Origin of the sequence: Enterobacter cloacae complex sp. 402C9 (assembly GCF_050030745.1) — a bacterium.
GTDB lineage: Bacteria > Pseudomonadota > Gammaproteobacteria > Enterobacterales > Enterobacteriaceae > Enterobacter > Enterobacter intestinihominis.
The window spans coordinates 540,622-559,809 of record NZ_JBLGUW010000001.1 but is presented as its reverse complement, the minus strand read 5'-3'; the positions used below and the strand labels follow the sequence as shown (position 1 = coordinate 559,809).

Annotated in this window: 12 protein-coding genes and 2 pseudogenes; 10 read left to right on the top strand and 4 right to left on the bottom strand. The window is 46.2% G+C overall.

The window, feature by feature from the left end; translation table 11 throughout:
* Window positions 1-245: 245 nt before the first annotated feature.
* The 4 genes and pseudogenes from ACQG1K_RS02660 to ACQG1K_RS02645 form a co-directional block, all read right to left on the bottom strand.
* Window positions 246-935: a hypothetical protein gene (locus tag ACQG1K_RS02660; RefSeq protein ID WP_367075481.1), complete on the bottom strand. Its 690-nt coding sequence runs from the start codon at window positions 933-935 to the stop codon at window positions 246-248.
* Window positions 932-3,838, bottom strand: a complete 2,907-nt coding sequence (locus tag ACQG1K_RS02655) for an RNA-directed DNA polymerase (RefSeq protein WP_367075480.1) — start codon at window positions 3,836-3,838, stop codon at window positions 932-934. The genes ACQG1K_RS02660 and ACQG1K_RS02655 overlap by 4 nt, the downstream gene beginning before the upstream one ends.
* An 81-nt stretch (window positions 3,839-3,919) precedes the next feature.
* Window positions 3,920-5,056: a tyrosine-type recombinase/integrase gene (locus ACQG1K_RS02650; protein ID WP_367075478.1), complete on the bottom strand. Its 1,137-nt coding sequence runs from the start codon at window positions 5,054-5,056 to the stop codon at window positions 3,920-3,922.
* A 388-nt stretch (window positions 5,057-5,444) separates the two neighbouring features.
* Window positions 5,445-5,642: pseudogene (locus ACQG1K_RS02645) on the bottom strand (DUF4942 domain-containing protein); the annotation flags it as partial.
* Between the two features lie 84 nt (window positions 5,643-5,726).
* Between ACQG1K_RS02645 and ACQG1K_RS02640 the strand changes: the two are divergent.
* From ACQG1K_RS02640 to ACQG1K_RS02595, 10 genes and pseudogenes are all read left to right on the top strand, one after another.
* On the top strand, window positions 5,727-6,149 hold the full coding sequence (locus ACQG1K_RS02640) for a putative zinc ribbon protein (RefSeq protein WP_367075476.1): 423 nt from the start codon (window positions 5,727-5,729) through the stop codon (window positions 6,147-6,149).
* Window positions 6,137-6,556, top strand: a complete 420-nt coding sequence (locus ACQG1K_RS02635) for a putative zinc ribbon protein (protein ID WP_367075475.1) — start codon at window positions 6,137-6,139, stop codon at window positions 6,554-6,556. The genes ACQG1K_RS02640 and ACQG1K_RS02635 overlap by 13 nt, the downstream gene beginning before the upstream one ends.
* 373 nt (window positions 6,557-6,929) lie before the next feature.
* Window positions 6,930-7,592: a hypothetical protein gene (locus tag ACQG1K_RS02630; RefSeq protein ID WP_367075473.1), complete on the top strand. Its 663-nt coding sequence runs from the start codon at window positions 6,930-6,932 to the stop codon at window positions 7,590-7,592.
* A gap of 2 nt (window positions 7,593-7,594) precedes the next feature.
* Window positions 7,595-9,328 carry a DUF1269 domain-containing protein gene (locus ACQG1K_RS02625; RefSeq protein ID WP_426720958.1) on the top strand — a complete coding sequence of 578 codons (1,734 nt, stop codon included), beginning with the start codon at window positions 7,595-7,597 and terminating at the stop codon, window positions 9,326-9,328.
* Window positions 9,282-11,012: a LeoA/HP0731 family dynamin-like GTPase gene (locus ACQG1K_RS02620; protein ID WP_367075469.1), complete on the top strand. Its 1,731-nt coding sequence runs from the start codon at window positions 9,282-9,284 to the stop codon at window positions 11,010-11,012. Before ACQG1K_RS02625 ends, ACQG1K_RS02620 begins: the two co-directional genes overlap by 47 nt.
* Window positions 11,013-11,174: 162 nt before the next feature.
* On the top strand, window positions 11,175-12,404 hold the full coding sequence (locus tag ACQG1K_RS02615; RefSeq protein WP_367075467.1) for a DUF6361 family protein: 1,230 nt from the start codon (window positions 11,175-11,177) through the stop codon (window positions 12,402-12,404).
* On the top strand, window positions 12,398-14,194 hold the full coding sequence (locus ACQG1K_RS02610; protein ID WP_367075465.1) for a phospholipase D family protein: 1,797 nt from the start codon (window positions 12,398-12,400) through the stop codon (window positions 14,192-14,194). The genes ACQG1K_RS02615 and ACQG1K_RS02610 overlap by 7 nt, the downstream gene beginning before the upstream one ends.
* Window positions 14,184-17,333 (top strand): helicase-related protein, encoded by a 3,150-nt coding sequence (locus ACQG1K_RS02605; protein ID WP_426720959.1) that lies wholly within the window; start codon window positions 14,184-14,186, stop codon window positions 17,331-17,333. The genes ACQG1K_RS02610 and ACQG1K_RS02605 overlap by 11 nt, the downstream gene beginning before the upstream one ends.
* Window positions 17,330-18,074: pseudogene (locus ACQG1K_RS02600) on the top strand (IS5 family transposase). The gene ACQG1K_RS02605 and the pseudogene ACQG1K_RS02600 overlap by 4 nt, the downstream one beginning before the upstream one ends.
* A gap of 195 nt (window positions 18,075-18,269) precedes the next feature.
* Window positions 18,270-19,184 carry a helix-turn-helix transcriptional regulator gene (locus ACQG1K_RS02595; protein ID WP_367075461.1) on the top strand — a complete coding sequence of 305 codons (915 nt, stop codon included), beginning with the start codon at window positions 18,270-18,272 and terminating at the stop codon, window positions 19,182-19,184.
* Window positions 19,185-19,188 lie beyond the last annotated feature (4 nt).

Here is a 19,188-nt window from a genome sequence, read left to right as displayed (position 1 = left end):
AAACACACCCGCGCAAAACCAGAATTACGTGAATAAACGCTCAGAACTGGCCGCGCAGTAGCCCGTCAAAAAATCCCCGTAAATTAAGCCATGCATGCGCATGGTTTTGCATGCGTTTTACCCGCCTCGCTGCCCTCGATGACGCCAGCTCTGGCACCATCTGAAGCTGCTCTTGCACCTGCATAAAAAGCGGCCCCTTAAGTGAGCAGGCGTGGCGGGAAGAACATTACGCACCAGAAGTAGAATTATTTTTTTAGCAGTGTAGTCTCAAAATGGGATTTCAAATCTTGAAACGATACAATAATTATATTGATAAACTCTTTATTGTCATCATTCAGAATTGAATCAACAAAATCATTTAATGCTGAATATTGACTCAACACCTTGGAATCTATAAATTCCTTGTAAGTAATGCACTCACTTTTAATATTTAAACTATCACCAATGTACTGCTGTTCAAGAGATCGAATACACGGCAAACCGAATTCATTTCCTCGTAAAGTGATTGAAATGTTTTTAATTAGCTCGGTAATAAGCATCTCATCATTTGTTGGTGAGAACACAGAAGAGTCTCTATTTTTCCTAAAAAGTTGAGCCCAGAAAAGATACTGACACAAATAGAACCTTGTGCTATCAACAATATACTGGTTCGATGAAAGATTTTTGTGTTCTTTGATATAATACAATCGGCCTAAAAAGCCATTTGCAGCGCTAAGTAAAGTTAGTCCCCAACGGCCAACCTCAAGGTCCCTTGCCTTCCGAATATCGTAATTACGATCTTCTTCCTTTGCCTTTATATCACTTTCATATTTAAGTTTATTTTTAAAGGATTCTAATTCTCTTTTATCAATATGTTTTAAAAATGTTTTACAAACAAAACCAATAACGGCTAAAGAAATACTAGATGACAGAAGCCCTTCCCAAAACGCACTCATTTTCCACTCCGAGCTAAAAGTTCGTCATAATCAAATCCAGGAGGATTGTGTTTAATAAAATCCGAATCTATTCTAAATGACCGATATTGAGCCTCACGTAACGCATAAATATTCAGGGTAGCTGTTAAAATACAATGATTCTCTCCACCTTTAACATATATTTTATTAGAAATTGTACTGCTAGTAGGTTGAAGAACACATGAACCACCATAATGAGATGTATTTGATTGCGCAACATAGCAGTGTAAATCTCTGGCGGCTGATTCAGTGATGTGTTGATAATAATTTATATCCTTGTTCCATACACTAGCAAATAATATATCAAGCTTAGAGCGGAAAAGTGCCCGATGTTCAATATTTGCCAACTCAAAGCAGTTGTATGTTGAAAACGATATGTTTTTCCATTTTATTAAATGATATTTTTGATGTTCCGGAATAGGTGAAGAAATATCCAGCCTTAATGAGGTCAACATTTTAATTTCACTTGGTGCATAGTGATTTTTAACTCTAAATGTCAACATACTGGACTTATGCTTAAAATGGGAAGAATAAGGTAACATTTCAACCAAAATATTATTCGCACGATCATTCACCACCCAGTGCTCAAGACCAAATATTAGAGCAACTTGCTTTCTTCTTGAATGTGCAGCCATAAATGGCAACCAAGAAACAGGTATCGATAACTCAGGAAGCAGTAATATCTGAACCTTCTCATCGGTCGCGGAATTAAGAATACGATAAAGATTTTTCTGTCGCTCATAGCTTAAATTTGGCAACTGATCTTTTCTACATGCACTCTCAATATCTTTGTATTCGACCTTCATATTTGCAAGAGCAATTTTTATTGTATCATTATGTTTAGTATCGTCTACATCGATCGTTATTTCCAGCGCTTTATTGTCTTTTATACGTTCTACAGAACAACTTTTTCTATGATATTTATTTTCCTCTGTAAAGTCATTTAAAGTATTTTTGTGCAAAGCATCAATTAATTCAAACAGTTGTTCTTCATCGGCATGGATATATCTTGGAGTTTTATTGATCTTTCTTTTTAACAGTGAAACACCATGCAATTTACTATATAAATTTTCTTCTGTAAGATCACCATTATAACTTGTGTAATTAGCTAAAGGCCAAGAAACTAGATTATGACGAATCATGTTGCTCATCCTAAATCTTTTTATCATCAAGGGCATTTCATCATGCTGATTTATTAAATCCCACAATCCTTCCAAACTTCTATTTCGTGGTTTTTCACCCCCTAACAAAGTATCTAAATCTAGCAATGCGAGATTTAAACACATTGAGATATCTATATATCGCTGGATTCCTAGCTTTAACTTATCGGCCACTAGTTCACTAATTTCGTTATTTCTATCGATTACATTATCATCATTTTTACTATACCATTTAACCTTGTGTATTAATTCAATAACTTGCTTATAAAACATTATTGAAAAGCCATATCTCCTTGTAATTAAGGTGTATGAAAGAACCTTTTCCCACAATCGGCAAAACCTTAGCCCGTTTTCACCTTTAAAGAATAATGTTATTTGCTTCAAGGTGTTTTCATTAGAAGGCAAATTACATAATCTGTGAGCTAAAATATGAGAGGATATATACTTAGAAAGCTCTGTTTCATTTTCCGCCAAACCCACTATACTCCTAAATTTATTGGCAGAGCCATCAAATAAAATATCATATGCAAACTTATCTAGGTCACTTGAAATATGCTCTTCTGGCAAAAAACGAAAAGCACTACTTCTGTTTTCAATTTCTTGTTTGAAAACCTGCAAACCAGCAAGACTATGATCTTTATTAAAATAATGAAAGATAAGCTTATCTTTTTGAATGGGTAACTCATGATACGCTGACGTCAATTTGAACCCCTTTTGATCGTCAGTAGGTATTATAAAGTCGTTTAACTTTCTGTTAATGAAATTAACTACTTCATCACCTCTATCTTCAATTCCAATTTTAGGCGAAGAAAAGACAAATAAAATATCATCTACATAACGACCATAATAAGATGGATTAATCTTGGATTTAATATCCCGGTCAAAATCACCGAGATACCAGTTTGCCAATATAGCTGATGACGTAAAACCAATTGGAATCCCCTTTAAAATAGATTCCGGGTGAGTTTCCTCAATAAAAGGAGATATCTTATTCCTATAAGTTTCATGCATCAGCTTTAACTTTTCATTCAGAAATAATGATAGTTCTTTAATTTCTTCAAGTTGATATTCTCTAATAAAATCGTCAATGACATCAAAATCAATGTCAATATTGTAATAATAACCTTTCAGATCAAGTGATAATATAGCAACATCATTACGTTCTTTTTCTATAACCTCAATTGCTTTATTTATCCCACCATCTCGCCATCGATTATAGTTATCAATATATCTTTCGAAAATATTTTTAGCATTTATTTTTCTACTATCATCATTTTTCTTAGAGTATTTCTTGATTGACTTAGAAATTCTATTTCCGAAAACTGAGTCTGAAAAATTATCATCAAGTAAGGACCCAACAAAAATAGACCAAAGGGTTTCAATAATATATATTTCTGTCGGGGCAGTTATTAAATAATTCACTGCACAAACTTTATAATTATCCGCTGTTTTATTATTACTTAAGAAGAGGGCTCCACTTTTTTGTTCAAAGTCTAAATGACTATCAATTTTCTTTGGCAAAAGCTCAACTTCGATTTTATTCAGCCATTTTGTGAAATCTTCATTATCATTTTCGAAGAACTCAACTATTCGATCAATTTTTGATTGAAAATTAAAACTTTCAAAACGAGCCACTTCAGCTTTTAGAAAGAAATTAAGATTTTCATAGTAAGCATATGACTTAAGGCAATTATAAGCGCTTATAACGACATTGTTAGTAATCATTAATTATTATTCCTTTACTTAAGGGCGATTTAGTTTAAATCAAGCAAGCATCATCAATATTATTGATATATATTTAAGTGTTTAACTTTTTGCAAACTCATATGGAGAAATTAATGTCTGGGTATTTCCGGAAAGAAATTCGGCCCCCCATTGAACCATTAGACGACGCTCATCAAAATGTTCAGAAATATGCATGTAGGCCGCACGCACATTGCTACGTTCGGAATGGCTCAACCGCCATTCTATAGCATCTTTGCTCCATAACCCTGACTCTTCCAAAGCAACACGCGCCATTGTTTTGAATCCGTTTCCACAAACTTCAGTTTTCGTGTCATAACCCATCGCCTGCCAAATAAGCGGAACGTTATGCTCCGCTTTCATCTTCATACCAAGGTACGAGTAACGCACATATTTAATTTCATCTCGTTTTGCAGGTACACGCCAAAGAGATTCATCGAAGTCAAACTCATCCCAACGCGTAAAGCGTAACTCACTAAAAGGTAAAAAAGTTAGTAAAGAAAGCTCGACCGCGATCCGTGTCATTACACGGCCACGATATGCAGCAAGACGAGGAAGAAACTCAGGGAAGCGGCTAGAGGATAACGCGGGATAATGTCGCGGTTTGGTTGTCGATAGCGCACCGGCCATATCACTGGCTGGATTTGAGTTGATGTAATCATTCTGTACTGCATAATGCATAATAGTCGTGACACGCTGTTGAAGACGCTGCGCGACGTTATTCTTAGCACTGGCAATAACTTTTTTAATCGGGGCTAATAGGTGGCTGGTTTTGAACTGGCGAATGTCAGACGAACCGATTTGAGGGAAGATATAAAGCTCAAGGTAGCGTAGAACGCGCGATCTATGGTCTTCACTCCAGCGCTTGTTACTGGCAGGCCATTCACGAGCGACAGTTTCGAAAGTATATGCCCCCGAATTCTCGGCCTGAGCTTCTTTCTGCTCGGCTTTTGGATCAATGCTCTGCACTAACAGCTTTTTAGCTTCGTCGAGTTTTGCTATTGTCTGAGCAAGAGTCTCAGTAGGCCAAACACCTAAAGCGAGGCGCTCCTCTTTCCTGTCAGAGGAGCGTCGGTATTTCATGCGCCAGTTTTTAGAGCCCGTGGCCAAAACCTCAAGATACAAACCGCCGCCATCGGCGATTTTGTAGCGTTTGTCTTTTGGCTTAGCTGTCTCGACCTGTCTGGTGTTGACCTTCATTTGGGGGCACATTTCTAATCGAAGTTAAGATGCCCCCAATTATGCCCCCAATGACTTCCGGATTTCAACGGACAACCTCGGACGACTCAGGCCGTAAAAATCGCTGCGAAAATTGATTTTAAGTGAATAGTTGGACTTTTTCGGATGATCTTGGAAATACTACTGGTGCGAAGGCCGGACTCGCACATGATGACTAATCCTATGATTTAAAATAAATAAAAAATAACATTTAGATAATGTACCAACATCGATACCAACACATTAAATCGTTGATTTTGGGACTCGAATCGGGGCAAGAGTTACCTCGAAGATTATCACAATCAAGCATATCTCTGGCGCTATTCATCAACTATAGCTACCTGCGACGAAGATAATATCAGTCCCCCCATCATCTCGAAGCCAGCATTCCCGGAAAGTGTTTCGCAATGATGTCATTCATTCGCTCAATCAATTCCAGACGCTTGAAGGCCAAGTGCGCAGTGCCTTTCTGATAGTAACGAATGCGGAAGAACTCATCTTCGTAAACGTCCTTAGCCGGATTATCCCGGATATGCTCCATCAACCGGGTGGAGATATCACTCCGGTTAACTGACCCGCCAGTCACACTGCCATGCTGCCCATACCGGGACGGCTTTCGCCTGCGTGTCGTCTGGCGGTAAGGAGCACCACGATGTACGCCAAATCTTTCATAGCCCTTGACGGTAATGGTCGTCTCACCGCAGCCAGAACGGCGCAACGGTATCCGTATGACCGCTACACCTGCCACCTGTGCGGCAGTGCGCTGCAGTACCACCCTGAATACGACACTGAGCGACCTTACTTTGAACACCAGTCCGGGATGCTAACAGATAACGGGCGGCTGCATTGTCCATATGTCAGACCAGAGCCTGAGGAGGTCCGTCATAACCGGCAACTTAAATGTTACGTACCGCATGCCCGCCCTCTGGTTTACAAGTATGACTGGCACTGCAGTGGCTGCGGCAGCAATTACCATGGCGAGCGCTACTGCCTGAGCTGCCGGACCGGTGAGTTCAGCCGGGCGCTCCCTGATGCTGAAATTCGGACTGCAGAGGTAACGGCATGCGCGTACTGAAATGTTACCTGGCAAATGACCGCGAAGGTCACTTTGTGACGGCCGGTGAGGCCATGAGCGCACCGGGGCAGATATGGAGTTGTGCTTCCTGTGGTTGTCGTCTGGTGCTGCATGCCAGCACTTTCAGCGACCCGGCGTGGTTTGAACACGATACGCAGAGCGTGGCCCGGGATGTGCTGATGAACTGTGCTCATCTTGACCCGGAAGTGAAAGCTGAGGCCCGGCACAGGAAGCTGTGCAATATGCTCAACGGACTGGATGCAACGGTGATGACGCTGTCCTGGTACTGTGTGTGGTGCGGTGACCATTATCAGGGCGTGAAGCACTGTTACCGGTGCCAGACCGGTATCTACAGCATCGAAGACGTATCGGCAGCATTGCCGGTATACAGCCCTCTCCCCTGTTAACGATTTATATTAGCAAGTAAGTTTGATTATCCTGAACCCCAGACATTCTGTCACAACTGTAACGTTACTAACGAAAACTGGGGACAATGATAAAGTTACGACCCACAGCAATTGGCGCAAGATCGCTTACATCTCATGTTCGAATCCCACGGCAAAGAAACCCTAAGCTAATGATTAGTTTTGATTATGAGAACATACAGACGATGCATTTTGATCTGAGCCAGGCACTGGCATTTTAACTTTCCGTCGAAATGGTTTTACTTTTGCTTCAACGGTAAGATTGCCTCCAAGTTAAGTAACATTACGTAAGCCTACCGGGGAGACTACGTGGCTAAGCGAACCGGCGAAGACAGAACCCTAATGAGATTTAAAAATGAATACCTCTGAGGACTTCAACCGGCTTTATGCCGACGTGGGACGTAACATTGAGCAAACATTAGCTGATATTGCAGGACTTCACGTCGAGAACGAAGATGCTAAAAAGCAGCTTAATGCGATGACGGCGCAACTGCAGATTCTGCAGAATACTTTCAACCAGAAGTTATCCTATCTGCAGGAACATGCCGAGTGGGACAAATTTACGCTCGCGTTTTTTGGCGAAACCAACGCGGGCAAAAGTACTATTATCGAATCTCTGCGGATAGTGTTTGATGAAACCTCCCGCCGACAATTGCTGCAAAATAATCAAAACGATCTACAAAAAGCCGAGCAAGAACTGCGCGAGCATTTGACGCAATTACGCGATGATTTAGGGCGGATTTACAGCGATGTTGTCGATAAAATTAGTGCCATCAGTTTTTCCGCCATCTGCTTGCAGCAAATCATTACCAATGAAAGTGCCTTACGATTAAAAATGGAAGAAGAGGCGAATAAAGCACATCAGTTGCTGGAACAAAATGAAAGCCAGTCGCGTCTACAAATTTTGCAACAGCGAACCAGTACTAAGTCGCGTATCACCCTGCTTGTCACTGCCGTTGTGGGGGTGATAGTTGGTGCTGGAGCAGTTGTGCTAATTAATCTCCTGACGGGGCAATAGGGATGAGTGATGCACTTTATCTTGTAGAGAAAAACCCTGAACGGCTGGCTGATATCAGCCTCAGCGAACGTAAATCGGCGCTCAACATTCAGAAATTACTGGATCAAAGTTTGTCGTGTCTTATCCAGTCAGTTATCCGGACGGAAAAGTTAAAAAATACGGCAAAGCGCGTCGATGGCTTAATTATTGGTACTGGTGAGTCAGATTTTACCAAAGGAAATACCCATTACACGTTACATATCGACGATAAAGACTTTCAACTGATCGACGTACCGGGGATTGAAGGTAATGAGACCCGCTACGTTCATCTTGTGAAAGAAGCCATTGCGCAAGCGCATATGGTGGTTTACGTCAACGGGACCAACAAGAAACCCGAAACTGCGACTGCAGAGAAAATTAAGTCATATCTAGAATATGGCACGCAGGTTTATCCGCTGGTCAACGTTCGTGGTTTTTCCGAAGCCTATGAGTTCGAAGAGGATCGTCTGGAGCTCGCTCAGCAGGGCGGTGCTGGCGATGCACTACGCCAGACCGTTGAAGTGCTGGCTCCAGTCTTAGGGGCGGTAGTGCTACAGAAGGGCCATTGTGTTCAGGGGTTGCTTGCATTTTCGGCGCTGGCATATCACGACAGTACGCAAAGTACGAGCATTCACCCTTCCCGGGAGCATAACTTGGTAGTATCCCAACAGGAGTTTCTGGACGTGTTCCCTAGCCGTCAGGAAATGCGGACATTTAGCCAGATTGACGCGGTTGCACGGACCATCAGAAATAAAGTTGCTACCTTCCGTGAAGATATTGTCGAAAGCAATAAAGGCAAAGTCCGTGAGACGTTGGGGCAATATTTACAGGTGCTGGAGGAGCAGTTAACCAGCCATCGACGCTTTCTGAAAAAGACGGAGCCGGAGTTTGAAAAATGTCGGGTTGCATTCAGGAATGCAATTGCGGAGTTTGAACGCCGTATTGTGAATAACCGCCGCAACCGCTGGAATACCTTTTTTAACGAGCTGGCGGATGCCAGTGACGCTATTGTCGAAGACGATTTCGGCGATAGCGACGCGATATCTCAACGGATTCAGCGCGAGTTTAAAAAACGACGCATCAGCGTTGAGGAAGAAATGCTGAAGGATACAGAACAAGCCGTGGAGGTACTACAGCAACAGATGCTTCAGGCGGTGGAGCGCCTGTTGGAAGATATCAAGCATGTGGAATTTCAACAACGCGTTAGTTTTGAGCGTAGCGGCGGCATCGATTTTGGTAGTGATATGGTACTGGGCTACGACCTTGGTTTGGGCGATTTTGGCTCTATGGCTTTCAAAATTGGCAGCTATGCGATGACAGGTGGCACTATCGGCAGCGCATTCCCGGTGATTGGAACAGCGATTGGTGCCATCGCTGGGGCGCTGGTGGGCGTGGTCATGACGGTGATCGGCTTTTTTACCAGCAAATCGTCAAAAATTCGCAAAGCACAGGGAAAAGTGCGTGACAAGCTGGAGGGTGCGAGGGAGGAGGCCCTGGACGGCGTGCCCGCAGAGGCCCGGAAACTGGTTGCAGCCATAGATAAAGAACTCCAAAGCGGCCTGTTGAAAAAAGTAAATGATATGCAGAGTGCCTTGCAGCAGCCAATTACAATTTTTGCAACGCAAATTACCCGAATCACACGATTAAAAAATCAACTTGAGACGATGCCTTATGGAACAATTCAAACAGTTCAGTATAGAGAAGCAGGCAGCCATTGATTCGCTATTACAATTGCGCAGCATGTTAGAAACGCTGGGTGAAATGGAGATAGACATTGGTGATGACCTACAAAAAATAGCTTCCGCTATTACCGCCGTTGAATCTGATGTACTGCGCATTGCGTTGCTTGGCGCGTTTTCCGACGGAAAGACCAGCGTTATCGCCGCCTGGCTGGGCACAGTCATGGAAGATATGAATATCTCCATGGATGAGTCCTCCGATCGGTTGAGTATTTACAAACCGGAGGGCTTGCCAGGCCAATGTGAAATTGTCGATACGCCGGGGCTGTTTGGTGATAAGGAGCGCGAGATCGACGGTGAACAGGTGATGTATGAAGACCTGACCAAACGCTATATTTCTGAAGCGCATCTGATTTTTTACGTAGTTGATGCCACCAATCCGCTTAAAGAAAGCCACAGCGACATCGTAAAATGGGTTTTGCGCGACCTGAATAAGCTGTCTTCAATCATCTTTGTGATTAATAAAATGGATGAAGTAGCTAACCTAACGAACCAAGTATTATTTGACGAGCAGGCGGTCATAAAAAAAGAGAATTTGAAAAGCAAATTGCAGCGCGCCGCTAATCTCAACGCGGCAGAATGCGAACGGTTGAAGATCGTATGCATAGCCTCAAATCCAAACGGTCGCGGTCTGCCATTCTGGTTCGGCAAACCTGAACATTACGAAAGCCGCTCGCGCATTAACGATCTTAAAAACACCGCTGCCGAGATTCTGAAAGCCAATGTACCTGAAGTACTTTTGGCGAAAACCGGCATGGACGTTGTGAAGGATATTGTTAGTAAGCGCGTTACACAGGCGAGCTTACAGCTCAACGAACTAAATACCTTTGTTGAGAAAAATGAAGAGGATACGCGTCGCTTTCGTAACGATATAACGCAGAGTCGTACAGAGGTTAAAAGGCTGGCTGGTGAACTATTTGAAGAGCTGAACCAGATGGAAAAACAGCTGATGAGTCAGCTGCGTCCACTCAGCCTGGAAGATATCCGCCCGTTTATGGACGATGAACTGGGATATACGCAAGAGGGGGTTGGCTTTAAACTTCACCTACGCATTAAGCTGTCTGTCGATCGTTTTTTCGATCAGTCGACAGCGGTCACACAGCGCTTATCTGATGACATCACTCGTCAATTAAACTCCAGTGAAAGCTTTTTAAGCGGCCTGAGCGAAGGAGCTTTTCGCTCCCTTGGCGGGGCCTTTAAGGGCGTATCGAAAATTAGCCCGGCGACGCTGAAAACGACTATTTTTGCTGCACGCGATACGATTGGCAAACTCACGGGATATGTCTATAAATTTAAACCCTGGCAGGCCACCAAACTGGCCGGAGGTATTGCCAAATGGGCAGGCCCAGCGGGCGCAGCGTTTACGATTAGCTCCGATCTATGGGATGCCTATAAAGCACATGAGCGGGAGCGGGAACTGGAAGAAGTAAAAGCCTCGCTGGCGAAAATCATTAAAGAGCCGTTTAAAGATATCTATGACGTGCTTATCTCAGATGAAAAAATGTTCGCCTTTTTTGCGCCGCAGATTCAAAACATGGAACTGGTCATCACTGAAATGATGGGGAAAAGTCACGCTATTCGTGAGAGCCAGCAAAAACTGACCCTTATTCAGTCACAACTTGCACATTTAACACTGCCCGCGCCGGTAGACCCATCAGTCTGATTTGAATGCCGCTCTACCTCTTCAGAAATCGGTGGCGGTAGAGCGGTAAAATATTGGCTCTTTAAGAGATACTTCTTTCAGTCTAAAACTGGCGATTAACGAGCTATTAGAAAGGTATGCAAAAGCAAGCTGTGGATAATAAATTTAACCAAGGAAACAGGTATGGCATCCGCCTTAGGTTGGCTTGATCACGATGCAGACGCACAGGCCAAAACGTTAGATCTTCTTGCTCGCTTTCAGCAAAAAGAGAGCCGAGATGAGTTGGGCATTGGCACTATCAGAGACAGTTTTGCTGAACAACTATTTCCTGGCACCAGCACCATTCAGACACGTTTACGCTATATGCTTTTTGTTCCGTGGATGTATCAACGCCTCGAAAATAAACGCATACCCGCCGCAAACTTTGGTACCCAAGCCGATCGTGACGAACGAGCCTTAATTATCCCCCTCTCCCAGCTCGAAGAAGATTCGGCCGGTACATTTGGTAAAAACTCACGCGAAAAGCTTAAACGTCTGCCCAGTTCCGTTTACTGGTCCGGGCTACGTCGCTGGGGTATTCGCGAGATCCTATGGTCGCAGGAAGAATATCATCGGCGTGTTGATGAACTTTATCGCTCGCGCACGGAATTCAATGAGCAGAAATATCAAGAAAAAAATCGTGGTGATATGGGCGACACCAGCTTGTTCAAACCAGCCCAAAGCTGGCACTCCAGCCTGCCTGTACCACCGCCAAACTTTCCTGATGAGATAACGTTTGCACTAACACGCCAGGAAGCCAGCTTTCTTCGCGACCGCATTCAATTGTCATGCAAAGGCAGCTTGTTGGCCTGGCTGGCGCTGCATAGCGAACCGGCAGACATTAGTTCTCCATGGGAACACCCAGATTATGCGGGGTTCCCAGATGAACTCAAAGAAATGCTAACTCACGCGCGGCTTTTTTCTTATGCAATGCATGGCGCAGCCCTGCTTTATAACTATTTACTAGCCAAAGAACGTTCAGATAACAACCTTCTGTCTCAATACAATGATAACTTCGTCAACTGGTTTACTGCTCTCCCATGCCAAGAAATAGGTACCTGGTCACTTGATCGCATGTGGGAACTCACCGCCAAACCGGGCTATAGCATTAGCCTGAAAACCCGCCGCTTTGTGGAGCAGTGGATTGCTCTTATCCGACAGTCCCCTGAGACATTACTCACCAGTAAAGAAGCGTGTGCTCTAATTCGTACCCGTGAAATGTCCCTCAAAGGTCCACGCTCGCGTTTTAAAAACAGACGCGCCCTTGAACTATGGAGTGGCAATGCCGGAACCCTACGGCTGGTCTACCGCTGGCATAACGTCCAGATAATACTTAACGATCTGGCGCAGGGTCTCAGGAGAGAAGAATGCTAAATCCCAGCAATCGCAGCTTATATACTTCGGCACTGACCTCTCCACCCGGTATGGTGTTTGACGAAGCCATCGCCACCAGCTTCTCACTCGACCCAGCATTTCTACTGCAAGCACCGGTCTATTTGGCGTTCACAGCGACTGATAGCAATCGCGCTCAGGATCCGCTGTCCATTTTTGAAGCCATTCGTCGTTATTCCGAACGTATCACGGTGTACGTCCAAAAAGGGCGTATTCAGGTCCCCGCAAAGCTCAAGCCCAACCCTTTGTTCGGCTTGCTTGAAGATATGATTGTTGAATCAAAAGCCAAAGGTCGCGGGGTCTTTCACCCCAAAATCTGGGCGATTCGTTTTATCAGCCCTGAAACGGACGAAGTGATGTATCGGTTGGTAGTACTGAGCCGAAATTTAACTACCGATTCGTCCTGGGATCTCTCCTTGCAGCTGGACGGCCACACCGTAAAACGTAAGCAAAGTGCCAATAAAGCGCTGGTGCATTTATTCTCCGTGCTGCCCAAACGGGCGACGGGAAAAATGGCGAAACATCGCCGGGCGCAAGCGCAACGCTTTGCAGATGAACTGCTGTACGTTGAGTGGGAATGTCCCGGTGGCTTTGATGAGGTCGCGTTTTTCCTGCCCGGCGAAGGTTACGACTGGCATCCACCCGAAGCGGATCGCGCGGTGGTTATCTCACCGTTTTGCACCGACGAGGCACTGCAACACATCGTGAAGTATTGCCAGCAAGCCGATGCGCTAATTTCGCGCCCGGACACTCTTCTTGCCTTAAGTGAAGATACTCGTAACCTTTTCACGCGTCAGCTTCACCTTGACGATGCCGCCGAAGAGCAGGCATCCGACGAGAGCACCCTTGATGAAATTATTGCCTCCGGCCTACATGCTAAAGCGTATCTGTTTGAAAAGGGCAGAGATAGCGAGCTAGTATTGGGCTCAGCAAACGCTACCAGTGCCGCGCTATTGGAAAAAGCGAACTGCGAAATTTTAGTCTCGCTCAAGGGTAAGAAAAAGCGCACGGGTACCATTGATGATCTTCTAAGCAGTGGCGGGATGGAAAGCTATTTGCAAGATTTTGACCCTGCCCAGCCGTTTGAGCCAGATGCCATGCGTATAGAAGCCGAATGCCACCTTGAAAAGGCTCGGGCGTTGCTCGCTGATACCGCATTGACTCTTCATTGTCATCCTGGTGAAAACGACCAGAGCTGGTCCTTGTGGCTTGTCGGTGAAATTCCTGAGCTACCAGGTATTGTTAAGGCTACTGCATGGCCCGTGACGGTATCCGATGGGTTTGGCTGCAACCTGCTGGCCCCAGCAGATGGGAATAAAAGATCACTCGGTGAGTTTTCAGTCCAAGCTATTAGCAGGCTGACAGCGTTTTCGCTTAAAACATCGCATTCGGATGTATCTGTCAGATTCGTCCTCAATCTGTCGATTGACGCTTTGCCACCTGATCGCCACGCAATGATTTTACAAAGCAGCATGCAGAAACAGGATTTTCTGCGTTATCTATCGATGTTGATAGGCGAGACGGGACAGCAGGCCTTCTTTGACGAAAGTGCCTTTGGTAATGGCAATTTCTTTACAGGGCTTGCCAATGGGGAAGATTTTGCTGTTCTGGAAGAGCTAACACGTATCTATAGCCGTGATCCCAAACGTTTAAACGATATCTCCGCGCTGATAAGCAATATGCGCAAAGGGCAAAGCGATATGATTCCGCAAGATTTTCTTACCCTATGGGCCGTATTTGAATCAGCGATGAGAGGACGAAATGACCGATAAGCCCCCCTGTATTATCGCCCCACTAACGGGATTGAAAGATTTTCAGCAACGCACTGTGAATTATGTTTTTCAGAAATTTTACGGTGATAGACAGCAAAACCGCTTTTTGGTAGCCGATGAAGTAGGTCTGGGAAAAACGATGGTTGCTCGGGGCATCATCGCCAAAGCCATTGAACATTTGCAGGATAAAGTCGACCGTATCGACATTATTTATATCTGTTCAAATGCGGCCATCGCAGCGCAGAATATCAAGCGCCTAAATGTCAGCAATGAAACGCAGTTTTCGCACTCGACGCGACTGACATTCCTGCCAAAACAGGTACGGTCTCTTCGCAAAAACAGAATTAATTTTATCAGCCTGACGCCGAACACAGCCCTCGATCACACCCGCAGTCGTGGAGGTCATAAAGAAGAGCGCGCGATCCTGTATCGAATTTTGTACGATTTGCCGCTGGCTAAAGGCGATCGTCGCGAACGTTTACGTCTGGGCATGCTTAACCTTCTCCAGGCCGCAGCAGGTCGGTCTGGCTGGCATTCTACGGTTGACCAGCTTTCTGTCGACGATATTGACAGGGAACTGGCAAAAGATTTTCGTTGCAAGGTATTGGACGATGCCGAACTTTACGCCCAGCTTAAAGAAGGGTGTGAATGTTTTGCCGATGACGACGAGGACAGTGAGCTTCACGATACTGAACTGCGTTACGCCCTGATCGGCAAACTCAGAAGCAAGCTGGCTTCCGTGTGCTTATCGGCGCTGGCACCCGATCTGGTTATCCTTGATGAGTTTCAGCGGTTTAAAGCCTTACTCGACGGGGACGATGAAGCCGCACTGCTGGCCAAAGCGCTCTTTGAGCAGCCCGATGTTCGCGTGCTCTTGCTCTCAGCGACCCCGTATAAAATGTTCACCCTCGATCAGGAAAGCGAAGAAGATAACCACTACGCCGACTTTATCCGCACATTGCAGTTTTTGTATAACGATGACAGTCAAATCAAAGATATTCAGCAGTACTTGCTCGATCACCGTACCGCACTGCACGCCTCAGAAAACGCAGCGGAGACAAAAAAAACACTGGAGCACGCTTTATTACAGGTCATGTGCCGTACCGAGCGGGTAATGATGACACAAAAACTGGATGCGATGACGAAAGAAGTCTCACAACCAGCCATGATTACGCCCGCCGATCTTTATCACGCGGCGGCGGTTGATGGCGTCGCCGTGGAAGTACAAGCTCGCAATGTCCTAGAATATTGGAAATCGATGCCTTATCTTTTCAATTTCCTGAAACATTACGAATTACGTACCCGTATGGATAAGGCACTGGAATCGCCTTCAGATGCATTGCGTAAACTCGTCAAATCAGCAAAACCACAGTTGCTGACGAAGGCAAAACTGGAGCGCTACCAGCCGCTTGATGCCGCCAACCCACGTATGCGGATGCTGTTTGAAGACACGCTGGATAAAGGCATGTGGCAGCTTTTGTGGATGCCTCCTTCGCTGCCTTATATGACACCAGACGGGGTATATGCCAACAAAGGCAACCTAACCAAAACGCTGGTTTTTTCCGGCTGGAGTGCAGTACCCAATGCGATTGCCACAGTCTGCTCTTATGAAGCCGAACGACGCATGATTGGCGCCGATCCCCAAATTCTGCACAGCCAGCTCAAGAAAAAAGTCAAACCGCTGCTCAACTTTGCAAAATCATCAAAAGATGGCCGTCTCACCGGTATGCCCGTTATCGCCTGGATGTTGCCGTCACCGACACTCGCCCGCCATATCGATCCGCTTGAAATTGCCCGCCAGCATGCGGGCGAGCCGCTGAGTGTGAAGGCCATAAGAACGATTGTAACGACGAAATGCGAAGCATTGCTTGAAACACTAGGTAAGGGCGAGCCGGGAGTACGTGCGGATGAACGCTGGTACTGGGCAGCTCCGGCGTTACTGGATGCCCGTACCGAAACACCAGACTGGTGGCAAGGTGAACATCACAGGTATATCGGAACGACCCAAAATGAGCCTGCCGAAAACTTCCAGGAACATATCGACCTGTTTGCTCGGATGGCAAAGGGTGAAATCTCCCTCGGCCCGCGTCCTGAAGATCTGGTAGACGTTCTTTGTGACTTCGCGCTTGCCAGCCCCGGTACATGCGCACTACGCGCGCTCAGCCGTATCGACACAGGCCTGGCAACCGATTCGGCTGAGATGTTGTCCGCTGCAGCGCAGATCGCCTCTGGATTTCGTTCGCTCTACAATCTGGCCGAGAGCATTTCGCTGCTACGCGGCACAGGAGATGACACTTACTGGCGGCTGACACTTCGTTATGGCATCGATGGCAACATTCAGGCCATGCTTGATGAGTATGTTCATACGCTGCTGGAGTCGATGGGGTTGCAGCATGAACCCGCCGAAGCACAACTAGCGGCTATTGCATCCCGTATTCAGGCTGTGGTTTCACTGCGCACCACACAATTGAACGTTGATGAGCTCAAGACGAAAGGCGGTAATTATACTTGGAGCGATTTGTACACGCGGTGCCGCTTTGCCTTACGCTACGGCCAACTGCGGGACGACACGGATCAGGCCGTAGCGCATGCAGAGTCGGTTAAAGATGCGTTTAACTCCCCCTTTCACCCCTTTGTATTGGCTTCCACCTCAATCGGCCAAGAAGGACTCGATTTTCACACCTGGTGCCACGCGGTGATGCACTGGAATCTTCCGTCAAACCCAGTCGATATGGAGCAGCGCGAAGGACGAGTACACCGTTATAAGGGCCATGCGGTAAGAAAGAACATTGCCGAGCATTATGGTTTGAGTGCACTTCATTCGCTGGCAGAAAGTGCAGATCCATGGACACAGCTCTTCGCACTTGCGGCAAGTCAGCGTAAAGCGGGACAGTCGGAATTGATTCCCTACTGGATTTTTGAAGAAGGAACCTCTCGCGTCGAACGCCGGGTTCCCATACTGCCGTACAGCAAAGAGAGCATTAAGTTTAAGCGGCTCAAACGAGAACTTGCACTCTACCGTATTGTCTTCGGTCAGCCGCGCCAGGAAGATTTGCTGTTCGGCCTGAAACACAGTGGCGATGAGTCTTTAACGGATATGGCACAGTGGCTTATCTCTCTTGAACCACCAAAGGTATGAAGTTCCTCAGTGTAACTGACTTAATTCTTTACCTTATCCGAAATGCTATAACTCGGGATGTTAACCAGCCAGCCTACAAAAACGCGCTCAGGCAGCACAGTTCGCTGACGGTCTGGCTTGACGAGTCGACTGTGGATGCATGGACTGACAGCGCACAACCTGTAGGTCGTGGACGACCGCTACACTACACTGATATCCGTTCTGATGATGAAGCGCGTGTTTAACCTGTCGCTCCGGGCGTTACAGGGCTTTGTTGACTCGATTTTTAAACTGATCGGCTTGCCGCTTGTGCTGTCCGGACAACTCTCTGGTCAGCCGACGAGCAAAACCCGTCAATATCAGCATTAAAACGCCGACTCGGGGTGAAATCTCGCATCTGGTCATCGACTCTACCGATCTGAAGGTCTTTGGCGAAGGCTAATAGAAAGTTAAGCAACATGGGGCTGAAAGACGCAGGATGTGGCGCAAACTTCATCTGACCGCGGACAGTGCGATGCACGAGATTATCAGTGTCAGTTTATCGCTCAGCGGTACGACGGATGCGCAGGCACTGCCGGAGCTAAAGTCGCCTATCACCGGCGTTCAGTAGAGAAAACAGCGATGTTCCGCATCAAAACCCTGCTGAGTAGCCATCTGCGCCTGCGGGATTATGATGTGCAGGTGTGTGAAGCGATGGCAATGGTCAAAGCGCTTAACAGGATTACGTTGTTGGGTATGCCGCACATTGTCCGGATCGCATAACAGGTGTACCGGTTGGAGACATCCTGTCCGCTAACTCTGATTTATTCAACAAAGCCCAATTTAGTATTTAATTTACGAAATTATCAAACGTCTTGAAGATATACAAATCCCAGCGCATGATATCATCAATTTGATTACATTCTCGGTGTGGTATGAGTTACAGAAATAATCGTTCTTCTCTTTTGGTCTGCAAGCATGGTTAGCACGTCCTCTCAGCATGTCGAGGATTTAAGTCTTGCCCAACGCGAGCGACTTGCCTATATCGATTTCCGGCTTTACTTCTTCGGTGTGATTGGCCGTCCGGACCTAATCGAACGTTTCGGTGTGGCACCTGCGGGGGCTACACGCGATCTAGCGCTGTATAGGGATATCGCGCCACAGAACATCACTTTCGACGGTAGCCATAAGATTTACCGCATTGGGTTGGCCTTTTCCCCGTTGTTTAAGCACGCTTCACATCGCGTGCTATCGGCACTGGCTCTAGGCTTCGGTGATGGCATGAATGGTGAATTGCAGCCAATGTTACCTTGCGAATCACCCACCACTTTGAGCCCCCCCAAGATGGATGTGCTTGCTCCAATCTGCCGTGCAATCCATACCAAAAAACCAGTCATTATCCGTTACCACTCAATGAGCAGTGGTGAGTCCGAACGGGTCATCGTGCCATTAGCCTTAGTAGATACTGGCTTATGCTGGCACGTTCGTGCCTTTGATCGGAAAAGCAGCGAGTTCCGCGATTTCGTCCTTACACGTATCGAAGCACCGAGCTTGCTTAATGAGGAGGTGCAGGCCAATGAACAACCGGACAATGACATCCAATGGATGCGCATCCTCGAGCTGGAGTTCGTGCCGCACCCTCGCCTAGAACGCCCCGAGATCATCAAGATGGACTATGGGATGACCGACGGTTCGATCCGGCTATGTGTCCGCGCAGCAGTGGCGGGCTACATGCTGCTGCGCTGGTGCGTGGACTGCTCGCCTGACTACCGGCTCAATGAAGAACAGTACCGCCTGTGGCTCAGCGATCCGCTGGCGCTGTATGGCGTTGAGAACGCCAAGCTAGCTCCGGGCTATCAAATCCCAGCAACAAATATATTACACCAAGGATAAGAAA

Bases quoted from the DNA above. Each gene is read 5' to 3' on its own strand.
- ACQG1K_RS02660 (WP_367075481.1), bottom strand. From the start codon at position 935: ATGAGTGCGTTTTGGGAAGGGCTTCTGTCATCTAGTATTTCTTTAGCC.
- ACQG1K_RS02625 (WP_426720958.1), top strand. From the start codon at position 7,595: ATGAGTGATGCACTTTATCTTGTAGAGAAAAACCCTGAACGGCTGGCT.
- ACQG1K_RS02655 (WP_367075480.1), bottom strand. From the start codon at position 3,838: ATGATTACTAACAATGTCGTTATAAGCGCTTATAATTGCCTTAAGTCA.
- ACQG1K_RS02610 (WP_367075465.1), top strand. From the start codon at position 12,398: ATGCTAAATCCCAGCAATCGCAGCTTATATACTTCGGCACTGACCTCT.
- ACQG1K_RS02615 (WP_367075467.1), top strand. From the start codon at position 11,175: ATGGCATCCGCCTTAGGTTGGCTTGATCACGATGCAGACGCACAGGCC.
- ACQG1K_RS02605 (WP_426720959.1), top strand. From the start codon at position 14,184: ATGACCGATAAGCCCCCCTGTATTATCGCCCCACTAACGGGATTGAAA.
- ACQG1K_RS02635 (WP_367075475.1), top strand. From the start codon at position 6,137: ATGCGCGTACTGAAATGTTACCTGGCAAATGACCGCGAAGGTCACTTT.
- ACQG1K_RS02650 (WP_367075478.1), bottom strand. From the start codon at position 5,056: ATGAAGGTCAACACCAGACAGGTCGAGACAGCTAAGCCAAAAGACAAA.
- ACQG1K_RS02640 (WP_367075476.1), top strand. From the start codon at position 5,727: ATGTACGCCAAATCTTTCATAGCCCTTGACGGTAATGGTCGTCTCACC.
- ACQG1K_RS02620 (WP_367075469.1), top strand. From the start codon at position 9,282: ATGGAACAATTCAAACAGTTCAGTATAGAGAAGCAGGCAGCCATTGAT.
- ACQG1K_RS02595 (WP_367075461.1), top strand. From the start codon at position 18,270: ATGGTTAGCACGTCCTCTCAGCATGTCGAGGATTTAAGTCTTGCCCAA.
- ACQG1K_RS02630 (WP_367075473.1), top strand. From the start codon at position 6,930: ATGAATACCTCTGAGGACTTCAACCGGCTTTATGCCGACGTGGGACGT.